The sequence below is a fragment of the Treponema lecithinolyticum ATCC 700332 genome, from assembly GCA_000468055.1.
In the GTDB taxonomy this organism is placed as follows: Bacteria; Spirochaetota; Spirochaetia; order Treponematales; family Treponemataceae; genus Treponema_C; species Treponema_C lecithinolyticum.
Genome location: KI260561.1, coordinates 43,584 through 61,188 on the forward strand (window position 1 = coordinate 43,584; position 17,605 = coordinate 61,188).

Sequence of the window (17,605 nt, forward strand, 5' to 3'; positions counted from 1 at the left end):
TGTTTAATTAGTTTGCAAATCTGCCGTCATAATCGATGCCTTTCGGGCAATCGGAAAAACTAGCAAAAGACATGGCTGTTATTTTCGGCTTGCAAAAAACGGGATTTGCCGTAAGATTTACCTCGGCGGTCAAACGCGGAATTGCCAAGCGTTTATTATCTGCCGCATTGTAGCAGGAAACAAGCCATGTGCCGTCTCCGTTATTTGTATACTTTATATTGGGATACGTTCGCCCCATTATATCGCTGTGTATCGAGACGGAATTCTGCCGTATTACAAGACACATATTGTGTGAGCCTAATACGTTTACAGTTCCCCAATACGAACCGAACAGTTGCGGTACGGGAACATCGCCGACATCGTCGCCGGCGGCGCATCCTGCAACTATCATTACCGCTGCGATACATACCGCACACATAAAATGAAACAGCAATTTTTTCATTAAAATCACCTTAAAATATCAATTACCGGTAAATACCTTGATGTTTTGCAGCGCCATATTCCCGGACGTACATGCAATGCGCAGTGTCCGCTTGCCGCCCTTTTTAGCGGCGGCAAACGAGCGCATTGCGTGTATGTTATTTTTTTGTAAGCGTAGACCAGTCTACGGTAAATTTTCCCTCGTATTTTGAGTGCTGATTCGGTGCATTAGGTCCTGCATCCCCTTTGCCGTCGCCGCTTTGTGCGCCCATAACGCTTGAATTGAGGTAAAGCCACAAAAAGTATACCGATTTGTCTTTACTTACCGGAAAGGTCATCGAAGTAACATAGTGAACTTTTTGTCCGGCAGGGTCATCTGCAGTGTCATCGGTACTTAAAGTAAACGGTGCATCCTGTTTCTTTCCGCCCATATCATAGTAGCCGGGGTGAGATTTGCGCGAATCAATAAATGTGTTCGCTTCTATGGTAAAGACTTTTACATATGACTTCCTAAAATTCACGGTGAGCATCATTTTTCCATCTTTGTCAACGGTAACGGAAGCCCCTTCAACCAGCGGTTTGTACTTTTCACCCTTATCCGGTTGTCCCTTAGCTAAATCAAGTTTCATTGCGGGTGCATAAACGCTCAATGTAGCATTAACATTGTATGTTCCGGCAGCTAAAGGATGATTAACAGCAGGAGGAGGATTATCTGCCCCCCCCCCTGCCGCATTTGCGCATCCTGTAAATCCGATACAAACGGCAGCTAAAACGGCTGCTGTAAAGAAAATCTTTTTCATAAAACCTCCTATAAAAATTAATTGCTTTTAAATATTTCAGTAATAGGAAACGGCATAAGCCCCGGTTTAAACGCTACGCGCAGCGTCAATTTGCCATCTTTCAATTCTCCGTGAACCGTCACATCATTTAATGTAATGCTTGAACCGTCCCCTTTAACCGCCGGCACGGAAGCTGCATCGGAGCGAAGATAGTATACCGCTCCGTCTTTGAACACTTTAACATTAGGAACTTCAAAAGCTTCAATGGTCATCATTTGCGTATAAGCAAAACGGTTCGTTTTAACCTTTGCCGTATGCGTACCGGCAGCATCCGGGGTAATACCGATTTGCGGAATAATTTCGTTACCGCCGGAATCTTTGCCGCTCGTTCCGTGTCCTCTTGCCATATTTCCGTCCGGACCGACTAAGTAATCAAACTTTCCGGTATACGAAGTTGCCTGATCCCAATCGGCCGCAGCTGCACTGCCGGGAATTTCAATTTTTACATCTTGAATGCTCGGATCAAACGCTATTGCGGGTGCATCGGTATTGCGCGGAATTGCCGTTTGCTTTGTCATGGGAACTCGTGTGTTTTGCATTTTACCGAGCCCGGTAAGGCCGTCGCCGGTAAGCAAAATAACCACTTCGTTCAAAGAGTTTATACCGAGCTGAACGGTCATTGCAGCCTTTGACTTATCGTGAGTCATTGCCGCACCCTGATCGGCACCGCCGAACCAATAGAGCGTGTAATTGTTTACGGAATTTTTAACGGCATAATAATAGAATTGATTGACATTCATTCCGTTTACGCTCATATTCCAATCCGCCCGCTCCTCGTTGTATAAAATAAGCGAGGGTGTTAACGTGTTGCCGCTTTGAGCAGTGATGGTTCCGTAAAACGTATACCCATAAATTTCGGAAATATCGACAGGTGTAAGTTCAGGTGTAAGTTCATCGGCGTTTTGTTGACAAGAAAACAAAACCAAAGCCAACGCAGCCAAAACTGCCATGCCCCCCCGAAAAATACTATAGTTTTTCATAAAACCTCCTATAAGGTATTAAAATTATATTTTGCGCCTAAGCGCAGCGTAGTGCCGTCGTTCAGTCCGTAATAATATTTTTGCGTTTCGCCGTTTGTTCCTTTTATAAAGTGCAAATTGTTAAGCATATTATCCACGGCTATATATACTTCCAGTTTTTCATCCAAAAATTTTTTTGAAACATCAACGCCTGCTATAAAAAAGTCGGGCGTATAATATGCACTTTTTGCAGTTAAAAGCTGCGGCGAATTCCATTGAATATTTACGGAAGCTTCCGTTTCTATAACGGGAATGCGGTATGAAGCGTGTGCGGTTACTCGGTGGGTAACGCGCAGGGCAAGGTTTTCCCATGTTGATGTAAGCGGCTCAAATGATTTTGCCCCTGTGTAGGCATATCCTGCTTTTGCTTTAAACCGGTCCAATTCTGTGCCGGCTGAAAAATCGCCGCCGTATGTTATTGCTTTATCTATATTTCGGTATTCGCGTATTTGCGGCGAAGAGACGGGGTCGGTAACGACATTGTCGATTAAATCGAGTATGTAATTGAAGTAAGCTCCGGTGGAAACGGTAAACAGATTTTGCACATTTTGTTCGATTCCGATATTAAAGCTGTGCGATTTTTCGGGAACAAGGTTCGGGTTTCCGTACAAAATAAAATTTCCGGCACCGGGGGCATAGTTGTGTTTAAAAATCCAATACTTTTCTTTTAACGAAGGAATTTTATAGCCCATTGCGTAACTTAAGCGCAGCGCCGTTTTTTCCGTGGGGTTATATTTTATGCTCAGTTTCGGCGTTGCCATAAAAAAAGCTTTGCTTTGCTGCACGGACGGTGCAAAGTCGAAACGTACACCGGGAACAAGTGTTAGCTTTGTATCGAAAAATGAAAGGCTGTCTTGTGCAAACAGCGCCGTTTCTACTGCATATTTTCTTTTTTCGAACGATGTACCTTTTATCGATTCCAAATCTGCGTGTATGCCGAGAATAAAATCGTTGATTTTGTTGGGTGTCCAGTGAGCGCGCATGTCGATTTCCGTATCAACGGAATTGGATAGAGTTCCCTTTGAAGACGAATATGCCCCGGCATTTACGTTATAAGCGGTATCCAAAAGATATAATTTACCGGCAGCAAAGCCGTCGATGTAAAACTTGTCGTTAAACAGGTATTTTCCTGTAAGTCCCAGCTCCGCGCGCTGAGAGGTATAGGTCATGTTGGCGCCTTTGTCGTAGCCCGTTTTTGTGTAATTGTTTACTTGGTGCGAACCGGTGTACACGCCGTACAGTCCGGCAGACCCCCACGTATCTTTCCATGTAAGCGTATCGCGGATAAACCCTAATATTTTTTTTTCGCTTTCGTAATAAACAAGTTTTCCGGCAAGCGCGTCGCGGGTAACTTTTTGTTTGCCGGGGTTATAGTCCAAACTGCCGATTAAGGTGTTTGAAAGATGTTTTCCCGCAACGGAAAAGTTGCCCGCCGTATAATTTTTCCAGCCGAGTATCGGCGGCATAAAACCGATCTCTTCGGTAATGCTTCCGGCAATTTTAATTTTTGCTTTTTTGCCGTTTTGCCCGGTTTTTTGTTCGTCGTCGGAAACGCTGTGTTTTGTTACGATATTGATAATGCCGCCCATTGCATCGCTTCCGTACAAAACGGAGTCTGCACCTTTTATAACTTCAATACGTTCAATGTTTTCAACCGGTATTTGAAAAATCGGCGTTGCGCCGGATATGTCCGTTGAAACACTTACCCCATCTATAATGATTTTTACATACCCGTTGCCCATTCCCTGCATGCTTATCGACTCGTTGGCATTGCCGGCAGTTGCCGTGCTTACGGCTATATCGGGCAGGGTTTTTAAAGCATCGCCGACAGTTTTTGCCCCGGATTTTCGTATGTCTTCATTTGTAATCGTCCGCTTTTGCTCAACGGCATCATCAATGGTTTGTTCGATTTTTTCCGCATTAACGCTGATAACATCGTCTTCCGCTTCTTGAGAAAATAAAAGCGTTGCCGTAAACCACAGTATTATATAGAAAAAAATATGCCGTTTCAAAAAATTACCCATTCCTTAGTTAGCAAGAGCTAACTTTGATTTTAAGGAATTTTTTTAGTTTGTGCAAGAGCTTTTTGCTTTCTTTTTTGGTTTTTCTATCGTTTTTCGTTTGGCTTTTGCCGGCTATTTAAGCGAAAAATCCATAACAAACGAAAGCGTCATCGCTTTCATGCCGTTGCTCATTTTTTTAAACGGAGAGGCTTTTTTTACCGCAGCAAGGCATGCGTTGTTTAAAATTTCATATTCGCTCGGCTCCAATATAACGGCTTGTGCAAGCGTTCCGTCCGGATTAATTACGATACGCACGCGGACTTTTCCTTCAAAGCCGTTTGAGCGTGCGGCATAAGGATATGTTTTTTTTGAAGCTATGCGCCCGAGCACATAAGATTTATACGTTGCGTTTGCTTTGGCATCGTTCGTATGCGAAAGCGAATCTTCGCCCGCGTTTTGACTGTCGCTTGAACTGCTTTGAGCCGCACTGTCTGCAAAAACTTCCTCGGACGCTTCTGTTTCTTCCGGTTCGGTTTGCGCTTCGGGGGGGAGCTGTTCAGGTGCGGGAAGCGTTTGCGCTGGTTTTATCGGAATACTTGGGGCATTTTTGTTTTGCACGGCAGGCTGCACTGGCACCGGCTTAGGACTTCGTTTTACAATGCGTACATTCGATACTGCCGTATCGGAGACAATCGATGCTGCCGTTGACGAAGAGCTTCTAACGCCCCACACGGGTAAAAAAAACAGCACGGCAACGAGTGCAAGCGTGCATGCGGCAGAGCTAATCCAGCGGCTCATGAACGATCCCTATGCGGGTAATTCCGGACGCTTGTATTTTTGTCAGCACTTGCACGATGTGTTCAAATTCGACCGTCCGCTCACATTCAAGCGAAAGCGCGAGCTCCGGCTCTTGCTCATACATTTTTGTAAGCGTATCCTGCAGGGTTTCAAGCGTAACCGTACTGCCGTCCAATTCCATTTTATCGGCATTTACGGCAAGTACTTTTGTGGTATTGTGCTCTTGTGTGGTATCTTCGCTTTTCGGTAAATCGAGGGGCAAAGAACTCCTTTTGAATTGAGTCGACACCATAAAAAAAATCAACAAAATAAAAATAACATCGATAAGAGAGGTAATGTTTACTACAAGTTCTTCGTCGCGCCGTGAAAAAAAATCGGGAGCATGCATTATGTGCTTCCTTTTTCGTTTTGTACGCCGTTTTCGTAGTCTTCGCCATACAGCTGCATAAGCATTAACCGTTTTTCGATAATGCGCTTAAACGTGCGGTAGCACAGCAGCGCAGGAATTGAAATTATCATACCGAACGCAGTCGTAAGCATAGCTTCCCAAATACCGCCGGACAAATCCTGGATGTTTACCGCAGCGCCTACTTGCGCCATCGTTGAAAATGAACCGATAAGACCGGTAACGGTACCGAGTAAGCCTATTGAAGGGGCAACTGCACTGATAAAATTGAGCAGCCATAAACCGCGGTTCATTTCATAGTATAAAAGTGTGCTTTCTTTAATAAACTCTTTGCGCCGCTGCGCTTCCGGCAGATGCTCGAAGTTTGCCGCCTTTGTTTGCAGCCGCTTAAGTACATCTTTTTTTGAACCCTTGCGTGTTTGAAAAAAATACATACTGCGTTCAAGGCATTGGCAAAAACAAAAACACAGTATTGCACAAAGCAGCCAATTGATAGGACCGCCTAAATTGATAAACTCAACTAACTTCATAATTGCGCATTTTAACATAAAAAAAAATAAAAAACCATCGCTGAACGTACATTCGGCAATGGTTTTTTTAGCGGGAAATGGAAGCAGGCTTGGAAGCGCGCTTAACGGAACAAAGAGCGCATTTCTTTTGCGTACAGTTCGGGAATTTTATAGCGCATAATTTCTTGTTTTGCCGATAATTCCACACCCGGTTCAAACACTTTGGGCAAAAGCACAAAGCGGTTTATTCTTTCAAACAGCCTAAAGCCGTTTTTCGAGTTAATTAATAACGCCATTTCGCTTTCAAACAATTTTTGCACTTCGCTGTTGTGCAGCAATTTGGCATAGTCGGAACAGTCGATTCCTTTTTCTGCGGCAAACGCTTTTACTTCTTCTTCAACCGGAACGATTAAAGCGGCAAGATATTTTTGATCCTGTCCGACTACAACCGATTGAAATACATAGTGCGATTCGTTTATTTTCATTTCGATGGGAAGCGGCTCCACGTTTTCACCGCCGCGCAATACTATCGTATCTTTAATTCTTCCGCGCAAAATCAATTCGTTGTCGGCAGTAAGCATTCCCAAGTCGCCCGTGTTAAACCAGCCGTCATTGTTTATAACTTTAGCGGTTAATTCGGGTTTTTTGTAATAGCCTTTCATAACAATACCGCCTCGCACGTGCACAACCCCTTTGTGTCCGCATGGAAGCGTTTCGCCGTTTTCGCCGACGATTTTTACTTCAACGCCGCGGATGGGCGAGCCTACCGTACCGAACACGGGGCGATAAAACGGGCGCACCGATACAACCGGCGCGGTTTCGGTTAAGCCGTAGCCTTCTACCAGTTTTATGCCGACTGCCCAAAAAAAGTCGTCCACAACGGGAGGAAGCGCGCCGCCTCCCGATACACCGCCGCGGAATGCGTTCCCCAGTTTTGCGCGTATTTTTTTAAAAATAAGAACGCCGCCCAGCAGTTTTAAAGGATAGAGCAAAAGCCAAGGAATAACCAAAAAAATCCATTTGACGATCGTATTCGATTTTTTAAAGCGCGCCGTTTTATTAAACAACAGCCTGTCTATGCGTGAATGCAGTACGGCAATTGCCGTAAAAAAGCGGAACAGGGCATACACAATACCGCCCGATTTACGCATAGCGCGGTTAACGCCGTCGTACACCGCTTCAAAAACACGAGGTACGGCAGGTATGATTTGCGGATTTAATTTTTGAAAGTCGGGGAGCATTATGCTGCCGATCGGTTTGGAATAGCAAACTGCAGCGCCTTGTACCATTATAACGTACTCGCATGAACGTTCAAACGCATGCCATACCGGTAAAACGCTTAACGCGCGCTCTCCGGGCGACAAATTGATACGCTCGGGAAGCTCATCCAACTGGGCAAGAAAATTGCCGTGGGTTAACATAACACCTTTGGGTTCTCCAGTAGTGCCCGATGTAAAAATAATACAAGCGATGTCTTCCGCTTTACCTTTGTCCAGTTCGGCTTCAATTTTTCCCGGATGTTTTTTTCGGTATGTTTGACCGGCTGCAAGGGTATCGTTAAAGCCGAAAACTTGAATTTTTTCGCTTTTGCATTGCTTTTTAATATTTTCGTCTACATCTTCAAAGCAGATAAAATGCTTTAAATGAGGAAGCGATTTTTTTATGCCGGTAATTTTTAATACTTGCGTTGAGTTTTCGACTACAACCGTTTTACAGTCGGCAAATGATAAAATATATGCCAAGTCGCGCTCGCTTGCGTCGCAGCCGCGCGGAACATCTGCAGCACCCAGCGCCATAATACCCATACTCGCTTGCAACCATTCAAAGCGGTTGTCGGAAATTAAACCGACGTTTTCTTCCCGTTTTACCCCTAAATCAAGCAAACCTGCGGCAAAATCGAGGCTTTTTTCGAATAATTCCGTATAAGAAAACGAACGGAAATCGGCTGTGTCGTCTTTAAAATACTGAGCGGGAATAGCCGGCCACTTAGACGCGGAGCTTTTCAGCATTTTCGGAACGGTTTGTATCATTCCGACCTCCCTTAATAAAACAAAATATCAAACTTTGTCATTTTGACTTGTGTGGTGTTATAATATCCCATTTTAAAGAAAAAATCAAGTCGGCTGCAAAGCGCTCAAACTGTGTAAAGCTTTTTCGGCGTTTATGCGCTCTTGGGCGCTGTTAAAATACAGCGTAATTTCGCTGTCGCGCGCCGAGGCAACGTCGAGCACAAGGACTGTGTTTTGTTCGGTGTTTGTGGGTGCTTGTATGCGGACAATATCGGAAACGGGAAGTATTTTACCGTCGGCAATTAAAAGGTTTTTGTATATGCCGGCATTTTTGCGGCATATATCGTCGCGAACGGCAGCTTCTAACGCTAAAACAGCCGCTGCGCGCAAAACGATGTCTATAAATAAAGAAAAAGAGCGTATCCGTATAAAGACGAGCAAAGCTATTGCTGCACATAATACCACCGGGTACAGTACGTCTTTTTTGCGCGTTAAAACGGCTTTGCACTCTCCCGCTTTTTTTAACAATACGCGCTCGCGCAGCGGTTTACCGATTAAAACGGCGCCCCCCAGCGTATACGAAAGAATTTCAACGGTAAAAGAAAGCATAGCTTTGTATTCCTGTGCGTTTACGCGTATTTTGAACCTATGAGCATTTCGCACACCGCTTTTGTTTCCGGGTCGGCGTCTTCTTTTTTGCCGCCGGCTTTTAGCCTTTCCAGTTCTTTTAATACTATGTTATGGTTTTCCGGCGTTACTTTAAAGTTAAGTGCTGTAATAATGCCGGTTATCAGCATAATCAGCGGTAAAAAAATAAAGGCAAGTTTTACGCCGAACAGTGTCCGCTCTTTTTGCAGCGGTTTTTGTACTTCGCCGATACCCGAATACGGATACTTTATTTTTTCCAAAAGTAGCTTTAAATCGTACAAATCGCTTTTTGTATAAAAATCGGTATTCGGCTCGTATACGTAGGTGTCGCCCGTTTTGCGGTAAAGCGAAGTTAAAAAAAGCTCATAATCGGCGTCATGAAAATCTTTTGTATGTAATGAAGCTATAAGCTTTTCAAAAACCGTTGCAGGAATCGCAGTTTTTTCTGTGGAAAAATCTGAGGGAAAATCCGCTTGCGTTTTTTGCCCTGCCGTCGCAGAGATGTCCTGCATTTCGATGCCCGCGGAACTCGGTGTGCTGCCGGAGTTTGTTTGTGTGCCGAGTTGTTTACCCGCTGCGGCTGTCTCAAGTGACGCTTTTTTTTCGCGTTTGTAAAGCTCTTTTAGTATGCCGTCTATGCTGCGGTTTACGTATTTAAGGTGGTAATTCATATCCGAACATTCGGTATAATATTTTTGTATCTGCAAAAACGGAACGCCGTGTTTTTCGCATAACACCTGCGCTTGATTAAACTGTTCTTGTGTCAGCACCGACGGAACAGGATTTTTATATCCTATGCCGTTTAAGATGGCTCCCAAGCCGGTCATAATAATCAAACCCAAAAATATTTTGCGTGTGAGCGTCATTGCAGCCGAATATGTACCCGCACGGCTTTTGCCGCTCATCAATTTGTCGATGTCGCTTAAAAAGGGTAAAAGCTGGTGGGGTATTAAGTTGTTTGCCGAAATGCCCACTCCCATAAGCACCATGTTTAAAATCAACAGTACCGGAGACGAGCCGGGAGTATGAAAACTCATTAAAATAAGCGAAACGGCGAATATGGACAAACCTGTTATGTATACCGGGCGGTGACCTTTTTTATTTATAAAATAACTGTGGATGGGCAAAGTCAACATCATGGTAATAAGTAAAGAACCTTGTGCGATAACAAAAACGCTGCCGCTGTTTAGATAATCGACCATGTAAAATAAAACCAGCGACATAAAAATATCGAGTGCGCCGTATGAGCATACGTACATCGCTATGTGAATGCGGCACGATTTACTTTTGAATAGCGATAAAAAGTTCTTTATAAACGAATCTTTTTCTGCGACGTTTTCATTGTGCGTTTGTGCCGGCTCCCATGTTCCGAAATACAGCGGTATCCACGGCAAAGAAAAAATAAGCGCAAATATGCAGCTCATAACAAAATAGCCCATTTTTGTTCCGTTAAAAGCGTTTATAATCGGCTGTGCCAAAAGCCCGCCGAGCAGGGTTGCAATAAACGAAAACATTAAGCGCGAACTGTTTAATTTATTTCGCTGCGAAAACGATTGTGTAATTTCCGCACTTAAAGCGGCGTAGGGAATGTATGAAACGGTTGCTACCGTAAAAAAGATGATGTAGGCGAGTGTATAAAAGATGAATTTGCCGGCTTGGCTTTCCCATTGCGCCGGAAACCATATAAGCATAAAAGAAAGAGCGATAGGAACGATTGACGCTAAAAACCATACGCGCCTTTTGCCGAACCTGTTTTGCGGTGTGTGGTCGGCAATATAGCCCATAAGCGGGTCCGATACGGCATCCCAAAATTTTCCGATTGCAGGAATTAAACCTGCCAATAGCGGATGGAGACCGACGACGTTTACCAAATAGTACATTGCAAATGTCGTTACGATAAAAAAGCAGCCTCCGCCGTATAAATCGGCAGCCCCGTATGCCGCATAGGTTTTCCAAGTAATTGTTCGTTTTGTTGTATCCATAATTTTTATTATAAACGGATTTTTACACGGGCGCAAGTAAAATGTGCCGTATGAGCTGTAAACCGTGCCGTTTTTGCAGCGGTAAGTGCGTTGCGCCTACCTGCACGCGTTATATATTTTCGATAATTTTTATGATGGTGGATGTAATGTAATTGTCCGGTTTGTGTTTTTTACCGTTCATCAAATAAGAAAATAATTTTGAAAGTGCCGTGTAGCCTTGCCTTTGCGGTTCTTGGCAAATGGTAAAATCGATAAATCCTTCTTTTAGTAAATTTTCAGTAGCCGGAATGTCATCGAATGCCAGCACATACGGCTTTGGGGTTGTCCCTGTGTGTGCAATGTGTTCTTTTACCGCTTTGCAAATTCCTGCAACGCCTGCAGCTGCAATAAATACGCAATTTGTGTCCGGATGTTTTTTTAAAGCTTCAAGTGTTTTTTTATATGCGTATGGATCGTCGTCGAGCGATTCAAATGTGTCCAGTATTTTGTACGGCAGCGCTTTGCGTTCTAAAGAACCGATAAAACCTTTAATGCGCTCGTTATGTCCCCGTATATGGAACGAACCGGTTGCAATAAGAATGCGTAATTCTTTATGCGTAATCAGCGAAAGTAAACCTGCTGCCGTTTTTCCTGCATTTTCGTAATCGGGACCTACATAACACAAGCGGGCAGTGTCCGGAATATCGGTATTAACGCTTATAACCGGAGTACCTTCTCCGATAACTTGCTGTACGGCAAGTTGTACTTCAGGAACGTCCATAGTGGCAACGCATAATCCTGAAAATTTTCGTTTTTGCAGTTTTTTTATCGCTGTAATATGGGTTGCAATATCAAAGCCTTTTACATGTTCAATATAAACGGAAACGCCGAAATCTGCCAGTTCGCTTTCGGCTTGTCGAAACCCTGCGATAATGCCGTCAAAAAAAGCGTTGCCGATGTCGGGTAAAAGACAGCCGAACACAATGGGTTGTTTCCGTGCGGCTAAAATTTTACCTGCTTTATTAGGAACAAAGCCCATTTTGTCGGCGGTGCGGTGTACTTTTTCGGCAACTTTTGCATTAACACCTGCGCGGTTGTGCAGCACGCGGTCTACCGTGCCGCGCGACACGCCGCACTCGCGGGCGATATCTTTTATGGTAACGGACACTTTTTCTCCTATGCGCAGTAAAGCGGACGGTGCAATTTAGCGGATCCGGTTAACGGGATTAGCCTTGTTTTTCTCTGCGTTTGGATAATACGTCAAAAGCAACCGCTGACAATAAAACAAGACCTTTTACCGCTTTTTGCCAGTTTGAATCTATGCCTAAAATGGACATGCCGTTGTTTAGTACGCCCATAAAGATTGCGCCGACAACTGCACCTCCGACCGTTCCCGTGCCGCCGTATGCGGAAGCGCCGCCGATAAAACACGAACCGATGGCATCCAGTTCATAATTCATGCCGGCTGTGGGAGCCGCCGAATTAAAACGTCCGACGCACACTAAAGCGGCGAGAGCGGAAAGAAAACCCATGTTAACGTATACGGAAAATAAAACTTTATTGGTGTTTACACCAGACAGTTTTGCCGCCCGTTCATTTCCACCCATTGCATACAAGTACCTGCCCGGAACGGTGTATCGGGTAATGTAAGTGTATGCGGCTACCACTACAGCCAACAGTATTAAAATAACGGGAATGCCTTTGTGTTTGCCGAGCAGTACGGCTAAAAACAATACGGCAAAGCAAATGACGCCGATACGAAGCAAAAACAAAGCGATGTTTTCCGTACTGTACTGTTTTCTTTTTTTGTGTATGCGCTGAACCACTTCTTTTAAAATAAAAGCAGCGCAGCATAAAACCGCCGTTCCTACTGTTATAGTAAAAACAAGGTTTTTATCTTTTACAGCTGGAATAAAACCGGTAAAATAGCGTAAGTATTCTTCGGGGAACGGCGATATGGTTAACCCGTCGAGTATTATCAGCGCAACGCCGCGCCACAGCAGCATGCCTGCAAGGGTTACGATAAAAGAGGGAATGCGCACATACGCGATCCAAAAACCGTGCCATGCTCCGATGGCAATTCCGGTAAGCAAACATAAAATCATTACCGCATATATATTCCATTTAAGAATAATAATTAAATATGCTGCCAAAGCTCCTACTAAAGCGACGATAGAACCGATCGATAGATCGATATTTCCGCCGCTTAAGATACACAAAAGCATACCGGCAGCTAAAATAACGACATACGAGTTTTGACTGATAATATTTGAAATATTGGTAGGGGCAAACAAAGAGCCGCTGCCGGCTGCGCTGATAAGTGCGTGGAATAACAGCATAAGCGCTACAAGGGCTATAACCATTGTGTTTTGTTTAAGAATATTTTTTATCGGATATGTATTACACATAGTTTTCGTTCTCCTTTTCCGTTTGAACTATACAAGCCATTATAGCTTCTTGCGAAGCCTTTTCTTTTGGAATTTCTGCGACGATTTTTCCTTCGTTCATTACATATATTCGGTCACACATGCCTAAAACTTCCGGCATTTCCGAAGAAATCATCAAAATGGATTTTCCTTCGGCAACAAGCTGATTTATAATGCAGTAGATTTCATACTTTGCGCCGACATCAATGCCTCGTGTGGGTTCATCCAATATCAAAATTTCCGGCTGTGCAAACATCCATTTGCTTAAAAGCACTTTTTGCTGATTGCCACCCGATAAACTGCTTGCATTTTGTTCGATGCCCGTGCATTTTGTGCGCAGTTTTTGAACGTATTCTTTTGCAGCTATTTGTTCTTCATCGGTGTTTATTATGCCTTTTGAGCTTATCTTCGATATTTTAGCCAGCGTTGTGTTTTCTCTGATAGTGCTGCCTAAAATAAGACCGTTACCTTTGCGGTCTTCCGTTACATAAGCGATACCGTATTTTATTGCGTCTTTTACCGTTTTTAAATGAATTTCTTTGCCGTCCAAAAACACTTGTCCGCTGATATCGGAACCGTAGGATTTTCCGAACAAACTCATGGCAAATTCGGTGCGCCCGGAGCCCATAAGACCGCTTATACCGACAACTTCACCTTTGCGTAAATTGATATGTATGTTTTTGCATATTTTTCGTCCTGCATACAGCGGATGTTCTACCGTCCAGTTTTTTACTTCAAAGTACACATCTCCGACCGGCGTGTGTCGCGAAGGAAAGCGTTCCGACAGTTTTCTTCCGACCATAGCAGCAATTAAAACTTCTTCGGCGCAGTCGTCGTTTTTTTTGTCGAATGTGTTTATAACACAGCCGTCTCTTAAAACCGTTATTTTATCGGCGACAAATGAAACTTCATTTAATTTATGCGAAATAATAATTGAAGTAATTCCCTGTTTTTTAAATTCGAGCAGCAACTGCAATAATTTGCGCGAGTCCGATTCGTTAAGCGAGGCTGTCGGCTCATCAAGAATAAGCAATGTAAGATTTTTAGATAAGGCTTTGGCAATTTCCACTAACTGTTGTTTTCCGATGCCGATGTCTTTTACTGCAGTGCGCGATGATTCGTTAAGTCCCACTTTTTGTAAAAGCGTGTCTGCACGGGCATAAGTTTTGTCCCAATCGATTTTTAAAAAACTTCCTTGTTCGTTGCCCAAGAAAATATTTTCGGCAATGCTTAAATAGGGTACCAGTGCCAACTCTTGGTGGATAATGGCAATGCCTTTGTTTTCGCTGTCTTTTATTGTGTGGAAAGCGCAGGGTTTTCCCTCGTATACGATATTGCCCGTATAGCTTCCGTACGGGTAAATACCGCTTAAAATATTCATAAGTGTTGATTTTCCGGCGCCGTTTTCTCCGACCAAAGCCTGAATTTCGCCTTTAGTTATTTGTAGAGAAACATCGTCGAGCGCTTTTATACCGGAAAATGTTTTGGTAATATGCTTTATTTCAAGCAAGGTGTGAGCCGGCAAAGGTTCCCCCTTTTTGACTTTACGGACTTGATTTTACGGACGAACGGTACGGAACCGGCGGCGCCGTCTGCTTTTAGAGTGTTAAACTATGCCGCCGATTAACCGTACGCGTAACGGAATTTTTCCGTTAATTTTTTAACTGTGCTTCTGTGTAATAACCGCTTTCAACCAACAATTTTTTATAATTGTCGACGGTTGCAAAAACGGGTTCGCACAAATAAGACGGGATAATTCCGGTGCCGTTATCGTATGTTTTGGTATCGTTTATCGGCGGTTCCGTCCCTTTTACCAATGCGTCAATCATTTCGGCTACTTTTCCCGCTAGGGTTCTGGTGTCTTTAAATACCGACATGCTTTGATGTCCCTTAATCATATTTTTAACGGATGTAATATCGCAGTCTTGTCCGGTTAACAGCGGAAAGGTTTCTTTTGTGTATCCGGCTGCAACCAAAGCGTTTGCAATACCTTGAGCGACCGAATCGTTTGACGATAATACCGCGTGTAGTTTTGTACCGTTGGGACCGTAGCCGTATGCGCTTATTAAATTTTCCATACGTTTTTGCGCTTCTTCGGTTGACCAGTTCGGTGTTGCAACTTGCGCTTTTTCGGTTTGACCGGAGCGTACAACTAATTTTCCTTTTTTAATATACGGATTTAATATATCCATAGCTCCGGGGAAAAAGAAATTGACATTGTTGTCGTCTGTAGGTCCGGTAAATAATTCAATGTAAACTTTTTCGGTTGTGCTGTCCAATTTTAACGTATCGCGTAAATACATGCCCTGAAACTGACCGACTTTATAATTATCGAATGTGGCATAGTAGCGCACGGCATCGCTGTTCATAATAAGCCTGTCATAAGCTATAACCGGTATGCCGTTTTCTTTTGCTGTTTTTAAAACTTCCGTCAGTGCCGAACCGTCAATCGAAGCGATAACGATAACTTTGCAGTTTTTAGTCAGCATGTTTTCGATTTGCGATGCTTGTGCCGCAATATCGTTGTTGGCATATTGTAAGTCGACTTTATAGCCGTTTTTTTCAAGCAGCGCTTTTATATTTGCACCGTCTTGACTCCAGCGCTGCAAGTCTTTAGTCGGCATAGAAACCCCTATTCTAATACTTTGTGCCGAATCTTTGCCTCCGTTTGCAAATACCGTACTTGCCGCAAGCAATACGGCTGCAATAATACACCATGTGCGCTTCATTAAAGCCTCCTTTATCTGTGTGTTCCGTGCTCGAGCACGGTTTTTCTTTATTATAAGCCATATTTTTGCACCTGTCAAACAAAAAAACGGCTGGCGACTTTACCGGCAGGGATTGAGGATAGTGTATACGCGTGCAGCGCTCAACTGAACGGTACAAGTTTTATTTGCTGCGTGTTTTTTCCATTAAGCAGTGCATTCTGTAATCTTTTAGCGCTCTATACAGTTCGGCTGCCGTTTGCGTATCTTCGGGTGCGTGCTGTAAAAGTTGTTCGGTTTTTTTTGCAGTAAGCATAAAATTTTTTCTTTCAGTGTTTTCCGCTATAAAATAGTCTTCCGTTCCGTGATAGTACGCATCTTTTATTTTTGATAGTAAAAGCTCTACCCGTAATGCAAAAGTTCCGGGTGCTTCCCGCTCGGGTTTGTCGGTTTCGTCTTTGAGCGGTTCTGACGGCGAGGGTGCTGCACCAACCTTTTGTACGGACGAACCGTCGTAAGTCATTGCATACAGGGTGTCAACATCGGTTCCATGGCTTTCGGCATAGTCTATAAAGTAGATTTTTTCTTTGCCGAATTCGATGCGGTGTAGCTTGGCATAATTGGGCTGATAGACTGCACTGTTGGTGTGATACATTTTTTGATGCAGTCTTCTTTTATCGCTTCCGTCAAAGCGGCTGCGGTAAATGCTCATATCTTCGTACGAAAAATAGTACCAATAACCTTGGTGATAAAACGGGTCGCTTTTTTTATCGCCGTTGCGGAAAATATAATCGGCGTTTTCATAACGGACATCGTTTGCAGCCGGCACCGGTAGGTATTTTTGATATATCAGCGGGTGATTTAACGCATCGGCGCCGTAAAACCGGTTGTCCGATGTTAAAAAATATTTTCCCTCGCTGTGTGATCGCCGGTATTTTTCTGCAAAGGGGTAATCGTCCCATGTTGCATCTGCATTGTACCATTGACCGTCAAGATTAATCCGGTTCCACATATGAGCGACGGTCGGTCCCGTATACACGGCTCGCTCTTTTCCTTCTACGCAAACCGTTTGAATGCCTGCGCCGTTCATCAGTTTTTTATAACTGAGACTGTAGTCCTCACATACGCCTTTGCCGTCCAAAAGCGCTCCTGCCGCCGTCCTTTGGTATTGCGAACTTGAATTTACTTCGTACACGATGTTTTTTTGCAGTTCGCGGTATAACGCATAACTTATTTCCGCTTTCGACATATTTTCGTGTACAGCGCTATAGAAGGTTTCAAAAGCCTGTATAAGCCGTTGATAGTCTACATCGGCTGCAGTGCTTTCGATAAGAAAGGTAAGCTCATATGAAGCTGTTTCATCTTCATTATCGTTTTTATACTTATAAGTAATATCTTTTGACGGCGGCAAATGAAAAAGAAAAAGCGAGTTTTCGTCCAGATAGTCCAAAAAATCGGAATACAGTTTTTTACATTCGCTTTGTCCATTGCTGTCGGTTTTGCAGCTTATGTGCAAATCGCCGACATCGACCGTTTTTTCAAAACGCAGAGCCGCATTTAAAAGGCGTTTAAAAAGTTCTTGTTTTTTTGCTTCGGCGCCGGGTGTGCTTTCGGGCGGCGTATGGTGTTCTTCGCCTATCGGCGGAGTGGAAGGCGGCTGTGGGTTTTGAGGTTGTGGTTTCGGACTTTGCGGCTGTTTTAAAGCCGAGCCTCCGTTTTCGGGTAAAGCAAGCTTTCCGTTTATATTATCCGAACAGGATGCGGCACACAATATAAGCGCGGTTAAAAAAATATAAAATGCGGTTTTTGTATGGTTTTTTGTTGTCATTCGGCATAAAATATACAATAAAAATGACTATTAT

General features: G+C 43.7%; 15 protein-coding genes. All 15 read right to left on the reverse strand.

What is annotated here, in order from left to right:
• Window positions 1–7 precede the first annotated feature (7 nt).
• Window positions 8–442, reverse strand: a complete 435-nt coding sequence (locus tag HMPREF9193_RS02965; RefSeq protein ID WP_021686579.1) for a hypothetical protein — start codon at window positions 440–442, stop codon at window positions 8–10.
• A gap of 136 nt (window positions 443–578) precedes the next feature.
• Window positions 579–1,220, reverse strand: coding sequence for a hypothetical protein (locus HMPREF9193_RS02970; protein ID WP_021686580.1), 642 nt, complete (start codon window positions 1,218–1,220; stop codon window positions 579–581).
• A 17-nt stretch (window positions 1,221–1,237) separates the two neighbouring features.
• Window positions 1,238–2,239: a calycin-like domain-containing protein gene (locus HMPREF9193_RS02975; RefSeq protein WP_021686581.1), complete on the reverse strand. Its 1,002-nt coding sequence runs from the start codon at window positions 2,237–2,239 to the stop codon at window positions 1,238–1,240.
• An 8-nt stretch (window positions 2,240–2,247) separates the two neighbouring features.
• Window positions 2,248–4,290: a TonB-dependent receptor plug domain-containing protein gene (locus HMPREF9193_RS02980; protein WP_245565489.1), complete on the reverse strand. Its 2,043-nt coding sequence runs from the start codon at window positions 4,288–4,290 to the stop codon at window positions 2,248–2,250.
• A 123-nt stretch (window positions 4,291–4,413) separates the two neighbouring features.
• Window positions 4,414–5,079: an energy transducer TonB gene (locus HMPREF9193_RS02985; protein WP_021686583.1), complete on the reverse strand. Its 666-nt coding sequence runs from the start codon at window positions 5,077–5,079 to the stop codon at window positions 4,414–4,416.
• Window positions 5,063–5,467 carry an ExbD/TolR family protein gene (locus HMPREF9193_RS02990; protein ID WP_021686584.1) on the reverse strand — a complete coding sequence of 135 codons (405 nt, stop codon included), beginning with the start codon at window positions 5,465–5,467 and terminating at the stop codon, window positions 5,063–5,065. The genes HMPREF9193_RS02985 and HMPREF9193_RS02990 overlap by 17 nt, the downstream gene beginning before the upstream one ends.
• Window positions 5,467–6,015 carry a MotA/TolQ/ExbB proton channel family protein gene (locus tag HMPREF9193_RS10695; protein WP_051305986.1) on the reverse strand — a complete coding sequence of 183 codons (549 nt, stop codon included), beginning with the start codon at window positions 6,013–6,015 and terminating at the stop codon, window positions 5,467–5,469. The genes HMPREF9193_RS02990 and HMPREF9193_RS10695 overlap by 1 nt, the downstream gene beginning before the upstream one ends.
• A gap of 101 nt (window positions 6,016–6,116) precedes the next feature.
• Entirely contained in the window at window positions 6,117–8,024 is a 1,908-nt protein-coding gene (locus tag HMPREF9193_RS03000; RefSeq protein ID WP_021686586.1) for an AMP-dependent synthetase/ligase, read from the reverse strand.
• Between the two features lie 84 nt (window positions 8,025–8,108).
• Window positions 8,109–8,612, reverse strand: coding sequence for a hypothetical protein (locus HMPREF9193_RS03005; RefSeq protein WP_021686587.1), 504 nt, complete (start codon window positions 8,610–8,612; stop codon window positions 8,109–8,111).
• Between the two features lie 20 nt (window positions 8,613–8,632).
• Window positions 8,633–10,633, reverse strand: coding sequence for an MFS transporter (locus tag HMPREF9193_RS03010; RefSeq protein WP_021686588.1), 2,001 nt, complete (start codon window positions 10,631–10,633; stop codon window positions 8,633–8,635).
• Window positions 10,634–10,742: 109 nt separating this feature from the next.
• Window positions 10,743–11,780 (reverse strand): LacI family DNA-binding transcriptional regulator, encoded by a 1,038-nt coding sequence (locus HMPREF9193_RS03015; RefSeq protein WP_021686589.1) that lies wholly within the window; start codon window positions 11,778–11,780, stop codon window positions 10,743–10,745.
• Between the two features lie 58 nt (window positions 11,781–11,838).
• The gene (mmsB, locus tag HMPREF9193_RS03020; RefSeq protein WP_021686590.1) at window positions 11,839–13,020 is read right to left on the reverse strand and encodes a multiple monosaccharide ABC transporter permease; all 1,182 of its coding nucleotides are present in this window, start codon (window positions 13,018–13,020) and stop codon (window positions 11,839–11,841) included.
• On the reverse strand, window positions 13,013–14,563 hold the full coding sequence (mmsA, locus tag HMPREF9193_RS03025) for a multiple monosaccharide ABC transporter ATP-binding protein (RefSeq protein WP_051305987.1): 1,551 nt from the start codon (window positions 14,561–14,563) through the stop codon (window positions 13,013–13,015). Before mmsA ends, mmsB begins: the two co-directional genes overlap by 8 nt.
• Before the next feature lie 127 nt (window positions 14,564–14,690).
• Window positions 14,691–15,767 (reverse strand): multiple monosaccharide ABC transporter substrate-binding protein, encoded by a 1,077-nt coding sequence (gene chvE, locus HMPREF9193_RS03030; RefSeq protein WP_040847426.1) that lies wholly within the window; start codon window positions 15,765–15,767, stop codon window positions 14,691–14,693.
• 160 nt (window positions 15,768–15,927) lie between these two features.
• A complete protein-coding gene (locus tag HMPREF9193_RS03035) occupies window positions 15,928–17,571 on the reverse strand; it encodes a transglutaminase domain-containing protein (RefSeq protein WP_021686593.1) in 1,644 nt (547 codons plus the stop codon).
• Between the last annotated feature and the right edge of the window lie 34 nt (window positions 17,572–17,605).

Coding starts and splice junctions, on each gene's coding strand:
- HMPREF9193_RS02965 (WP_021686579.1), bottom strand. CDS start 442: ATGAAAAAATTGCTGTTTCATTTTATGTGTGCGGTATGTATCGCAGCG.
- HMPREF9193_RS02970 (WP_021686580.1), bottom strand. CDS start 1,220: ATGAAAAAGATTTTCTTTACAGCAGCCGTTTTAGCTGCCGTTTGTATC.
- HMPREF9193_RS02975 (WP_021686581.1), bottom strand. CDS start 2,239: ATGAAAAACTATAGTATTTTTCGGGGGGGCATGGCAGTTTTGGCTGCG.
- HMPREF9193_RS02985 (WP_021686583.1), bottom strand. CDS start 5,079: ATGAGCCGCTGGATTAGCTCTGCCGCATGCACGCTTGCACTCGTTGCC.
- HMPREF9193_RS02990 (WP_021686584.1), bottom strand. CDS start 5,467: ATGCATGCTCCCGATTTTTTTTCACGGCGCGACGAAGAACTTGTAGTA.
- HMPREF9193_RS10695 (WP_051305986.1), bottom strand. CDS start 6,015: ATGAAGTTAGTTGAGTTTATCAATTTAGGCGGTCCTATCAATTGGCTG.
- HMPREF9193_RS03000 (WP_021686586.1), bottom strand. CDS start 8,024: ATGATACAAACCGTTCCGAAAATGCTGAAAAGCTCCGCGTCTAAGTGG.
- HMPREF9193_RS03005 (WP_021686587.1), bottom strand. CDS start 8,612: ATGCTTTCTTTTACCGTTGAAATTCTTTCGTATACGCTGGGGGGCGCC.
- HMPREF9193_RS03010 (WP_021686588.1), bottom strand. CDS start 10,633: ATGGATACAACAAAACGAACAATTACTTGGAAAACCTATGCGGCATAC.
- mmsB (WP_021686590.1), bottom strand. CDS start 13,020: ATGTGTAATACATATCCGATAAAAAATATTCTTAAACAAAACACAATG.
- chvE (WP_040847426.1), bottom strand. CDS start 15,767: ATGAAGCGCACATGGTGTATTATTGCAGCCGTATTGCTTGCGGCAAGT.
- HMPREF9193_RS03035 (WP_021686593.1), bottom strand. CDS start 17,571: ATGACAACAAAAAACCATACAAAAACCGCATTTTATATTTTTTTAACC.